The organism is Streptomyces cinerochromogenes, from assembly GCF_014648635.1.
In the GTDB taxonomy this organism is placed as follows: Bacteria; Actinomycetota; Actinomycetes; order Streptomycetales; family Streptomycetaceae; genus Streptomyces; species Streptomyces cinerochromogenes.
In genome coordinates this window covers 1-5,652 of the sequence record NZ_BMRM01000045.1, presented here as the reverse complement: position 1 = coordinate 5,652, position 5,652 = coordinate 1, and the positions used below count along the sequence as shown (strand labels likewise).

1 protein-coding gene is annotated in these 5,652 nt (G+C 75.6%); it reads left to right on the top strand.

Annotation, left to right across the window (positions count from 1 at the left end; genetic code table 11):
- Nucleotides 1-32 precede the first annotated feature (32 nt).
- A partial coding sequence (locus IEZ20_RS39255) for a type I polyketide synthase (RefSeq protein WP_229896509.1) occupies nt 33-5,652 on the top strand: 5,620 nt, incomplete at its 3' end.

Below are 5,652 nucleotides of genomic sequence, written 5' to 3'. Positions count from 1 at the left end.
GGGCGTCGGTGGGTGTCGTACCGGATGCGGTGGTGGGTCACTCGCAGGGTGAGATCGCCGCTGCTTGTGTGGCCGGTGCGTTGTCGCTGGAGGACGCCGCCCGGATCGTCGCCGTTCGTAGTCAGGTGATCGCCGGGGAGTTGGCGGGCCGGGGCGGGATGGCGTCGGTGGCGCTGTCCGAGGAAGAGGCTGTCGCCCGGATCGCCGCCTGGGGCGGGCGCGTTGAGGTCGCGGCTGTCAACAGTCCCACCTCGGTGGTGGTCGCCGGTGACGCGGAGGCGCTGGACGAGGCGCTGGCCGTGCTGGAGGCCGACGGTGTCCGTGTCCGCCGGGTGGCGGTGGACTACGCCTCGCACACGCGTCATGTCGAGGCGATCGAGACTGCGTTGGGGAAGGCGTTCGCGGACATTCGCAGCCAGGCCCCGCTGGTGCCGTTCTTCTCCACGGTCACCGGTGAGTGGATCCGCGAGGCGGGCGTGCTCGACGGCGGCTACTGGTACCGCAACCTCCGCAACCAGGTCCGTTTCGGCCCGGCCATCACCGCGCTTCTCGCCGAGGGCCACACGGTGTTCGTCGAGTCCAGTGCCCATCCGGTCCTCGTCCAGCCGGTCAACGAGATCGTCGACGAGACGCGCGCGGACGCGGTGGCCACCGGCTCGCTACGCCGTGAAGAGGGCGGCCTGCGCAGGCTGCTGACGTCGATGGCCGAGGTGTTCGTCCAAGGCGTCGCCGTCGACTGGACGGCCGTGCTGCCCGAAGGCAGCGGCGACACCCCTGTCGACCTGCCGACGTACGCGTTCGACCACCGGCACTACTGGCTGAAGACCGCTCCGGCCACGGACGCCGCCTCGCTCGGCCAGTCCGCCGCCGACCACCCCCTGCTGGGCGCGGTCGTCCCGCTGCCCCAGTCGGACGGGCTGGTCTTCACCTCCCGGCTCTCCCTGCGCACGCACCCCTGGCTGGCCGATCACGTCGTCGGCGGCGCGATCGTCGTCCCGGCCGCCGGCCTGGTCGAACTCGCCCTGCGCGCCGGTGACGAGGCCGGCGCGGGCACCCTGGACGAACTGACCGTCGAGACACCGCTGGTGCTGCCCGAGGAGGGCGGCACACGCGTCCAGGTCGCCGTCGGCGGCCCCGACGACACCGGTGCCCGCACCGTCGACATCTACGCGTCCGGCGAGGACACCGAACCCGCCGCGTGGACCCGGCACGCCACCGGACGGCTGGCGCCCGCCCCGCTCACCCCCGCCGAGGCGAGCGCCGACCTGAGGCTGTGGCCGCCCACCGGCGCCCGCCCGGCCGACGCCGACGAGCTGTACGACGACCTGCTCCGCCTCGGTCACCCCTTCGGCCCCGCCTTCCGGGGCGTACGGACGCTGTGGCGGCGCGGTGACGAGGTCTTCGCCGAGGTCGCCCTGCCGGAGGAGCAGCGGGCGGGCGCCGAGCGGTTCGGCATCCACCCGGCGCTGCTCGACGCCGCCGTGCAGTCCGGGCTGCGGCACGCGGCGACGGCCGACCCGGACGGCGCCGGACAGCGGCTGTGGCAGCCCGCCGCATGGCAGGGGGTCACGCTGCACGCCACCGGCGCGACCACGCTCCGCGTGCGGCTCGCCCCGTCCGGATCGGGCCGGCTCGCGCTGGAGGCCGCCGACGAGGCCGGTGGACTCGTGATGACCCTGGACGCCCTGGGCTTCCTGCCGGTCTCCGCCGACCAGCTGACGGCGGCCGCGGGCGACGGCGGCCACTCCCTGTTCCGCGTCGAGTGGACGGAACTGCCCCCGGGCTCCGCCGAGACGCAGGTGCCGCAGTGGGTGCCGCTGTTCCACGCGGACGAGGTCGAGATCCTCGCCGGTGCGGCGACCGGCCCCCTCGTCGCCGTGGTCGAGGCCGTGACCCCCGACGGCACCGCCGACGCCGCCCTGGCCCAGACCGACCGGATGCTGGCCGTGCTCCAGGCCTGGTTCGCCGCGCCCACCCTGGAGGAGTCCCGGCTGGTCGTCCTCACCCGGGGCGCCGTGCCCGCGGGCGGCGACGAGGCCGTGACCGACCCGGTCGGCGCGGCCGTCTGGGGCCTGGTCCGGGCGGCCCAGGCGGAGAACCCCGGCCGGATCGTCCTGATCGACACCGACACCGACCTGGACATCGCCTACGGCACCGCCGTGGAGCCGCTGCTCGCCGCGGTCCTCGCCTCCGGCGAGCCGCAGGTGGCGGTGCGCGGCACGGAGCTGTCGGTGCCGCGCCTGGTGCGGGCGGCCGAGAGCGAGCCGACGGTGGCGTTCCGCCCCGAGGGCACCGTGCTCGTCACCGGCGGCACCGGCTCCCTCGGCGGACTGCTGGCCCGGCACCTGGTCGAGCGGCACGGCGTACGGCACCTGGTGCTGGCGAGCCGGCGCGGCGCGGACGCCGAGGGCGCCACCGGGCTGGCGGACGAACTCGCCGAGCTGGGCGCCGAGTCGGTGTCCCTGGTCGCCGCGGACGTCTCCGACCGCACGGCGGTGGCGGAGCTGCTGGACGCGATCCCGGCGGAGCACCCCCTGACGGGCGTGGTGCACACGGCCGGTGTCCTGGACGACGGCGTGATCAGCGCCCTCACCCCCGAACGGATGGCGGGCGTCTTCGCCCCCAAGGCGAACGCCGCCGCCCACCTGGACGAACTGACCCGTGGCCTGGACCTGGCGGTCTTCGCCGTCTACTCCTCCGGCGCCGGCCTGTTCGGCTCCGCCGGCCAGGGCAACTACGCCGCCGCCAACGCCTACCTCGACGGCCTGATGGCCCGCCGCCGCGCCGCCGGACTGCCGGCCGTGTCGCTGGCCTGGGGCCTGTGGGAGCAGAGCACCGGCCTGACGGCCCACCTCAGCGCCGCGGACCAGGCCCGCATGGGCCGGGGCGGCGTGCGCGCCCTCACCCCCGAGGAGGGCCTGGCCCTCTTCGACACGGCGCTCGGCGCCGAGCAGGCCCTCGTCGTCCCGATCAAGCTCGACCTGCGCGCCGCCCGCGCCGACGCGGCCTCCGGCGGCACGGTCCAGCCCCTGATGCGCGGTCTGATCCGGGTCACCCGGCAGGCCGCCCGGACGACCGCAGCGGACCGCAGCGGCGGCGGCCTCGCCGACCGGCTCGCCGGACTCTCCCCGCAGGAGCAGGAGGCGCTGCTCCTGGACGTCGTCCGCGGCCAGGTCGCCACCGTCCTCGGGCACGCCGGCGCCGACCAGGTCAGGGCGGAGAAGGCGTTCAAGGACGCCGGGTTCGACTCCCTCACCTCCGTGGAGCTGCGCAACCGCATCCGCGAGGCCACCGGGCTGAGCCTGCCGACGACCGTCGTCTTCGACTATCCGACCCCGCTCGCCCTCGCCCGCCACCTGCACAGCCACTTCGGCCAGGTCACCGCCGCCCCGGCGGCCCCGGAACCGGCCGCGGCCCCGGCCGACCCGGGCGAGCCGATCGCGATCGTCGGCATGGCCTGCCGGCTGCCCGGCGGTGTCACCGGCCCCGAGGACCTCTGGGACCTGGTGGCCGAGGGCCGGGACGCCATGTCCGGCTTCCCGTCCGACCGCGGCTGGGACCTGGAGAGCCTGTTCGACTCCGACCCCGGACGCGTCGGGACGTCGTACGTCGACCAGGGCGGCTTCCTCTACGACGCCGGCCTGTTCGACGCGGGCTTCTTCGGCATCTCCCCGCGCGAGGCGCTGGCGATGGACCCGCAGCAGCGGCTCCTCCTCGAAACGTCCTGGGAGGCCCTGGAGCGGGCCGGTATCGACCCGCTGTCGCTGAAGGGCACGGACGTCGGCGTCTTCTCCGGCGTGATGACCCAGGGCTACGGCTTCGGCGGCGAACTCCCGCCGGAACTCGCCGGGTTCACCGCCACCGGCTCCGCGGGCAGCGTGGCCTCCGGCCGGGTGTCGTACGTCTTCGGCCTGGAAGGCCCCGCGGTGACCGTGGACACGGCCTGCTCCTCGTCCCTGGTCGCCATCCACCTCGCCGCGCAGGCCCTGCGCGGCGGCGAGTGCTCGATGGCCCTGGCCGGCGGCGCGACCGTCCTCGCCAACCCGTACACCTTCGTGGAGTTCTCCCGCCAGCAGGCGCTCTCGCCCGACGGCCGCTGCAAGGCGTTCTCCTCGTCCGCCGACGGCACCGGCTGGGCCGAGGGCGCGGGCGTCGTCGTCCTGGAGCGCCTCTCCGAGGCCCGCCGCAAGGGCCACCGGGTCCTCGCGGTCCTCCGCGGCTCGGCCGTCAACCAGGACGGCGCGTCCAACGGCCTCACCGCCCCGAACGGGCCCTCCCAGCAGCGCGTCATCCGCAAGGCGCTGGCCAGCGCCGGACTGACCGCGTCCGAGGTGGACGCCGTGGAGGCGCACGGCACGGGCACCGTCCTCGGCGACCCGATCGAGGCCCAGGCGCTGCTCGCCACCTACGGCCAGGACCGCGCGGAACCGCTCTGGATCGGCTCGGTGAAGTCCAACATCGGGCACGCCCAGGCCGCCGCCGGTGTCGCCGGGGTCATCAAGACCGTCGAGGCGCTGCGGCACGCGGTCCTGCCGCCCACCCTCCACGTCGACCAGCCGTCGACCGAGGTGGACTGGTCGGCGGGCGCGGTGGAGGTGCTCACCGAGGCCCGCGCCTGGCCGGAGACCGGCCGCCCGCGCCGCGCCGGCGTCTCCGCCTTCGGCGTCAGCGGCACCAACGCCCACGTCATCCTGGAACAGGCCCCCGAGGAGCCGTCCCCGGCGGCCCCCGCCGACGGCGTACTGCCGCTGGTGGTCACCGCGCGGAGCGCCGGCGCCCTCGCCGGACAGGCCGCACGGCTCGCCGAGTTCGTCCAGGCGACCGACGCCTCCCCGGCGGCCGTCGCCGGAGCGCTCGTCGCCCGGCGGGCGATGCTGTCCGAGCGCGCCGTGGTCGTCGCCGGCACCCGCGAGGACGCGGCGACCGGGCTGGCGGCGCTGGCCGCGGGCGAGCCCTCACCGCTCGTCGTCACCGGCTCCGAGAGCACCGGCGGAACGGTGTTCGTCTTCCCCGGCCAGGGCTCGCAGCGCCTCGGCATGGGCCGCGAGCTGTACGACCGCTACCCGGTCTTCGCCCGCGCCCTGGACGAGGCCTGCGCCGCGCTGGACGCCCAGCTCGCCGGCTGGGCGGACCACTCCGTCAAGGACGTCGTCTTCGGCGACGTCGGCAACGCGGGCGGCGGCCTGCTGGACCAGACGGTGTTCACCCAGGCCGGGCTGTTCGCGGTGGAGTCGGCGTTGTTCCGGCTGGTGGAGTCCTGGGGTGTACGGCCGGACGTGCTGGCCGGGCACTCGATCGGTGAGGTCGTGGCCGCGCATGTGGCCGGGGTGCTGTCGCTGGAGGACGCGGCGGCGCTGGTGGCGGCGCGGGGCCGGCTGATGCAGGCCCTGGCACCGGGCGGCGCGATGGTCGCGGTGGCCGCGACCGAGGCGGAGATCGCCGACCACCTCGGCGCGGGCGTCGACCTCGCCGCCGTCAACGCGCCCGGCTCGGTGGTCCTGTCCGGTGACGAGGGAGCCGTCACGGCTGTCGCGGAGAAGCTGCGCGAGCAGGGCCGCCGGGTCAAGCGGCTGACCGTCTCGCATGCTTTCCATTCGGTGCTGATGGAGCCGATGCTGGCCGACTTCGCGCAGGCTCTGTCGGGGCTGACGT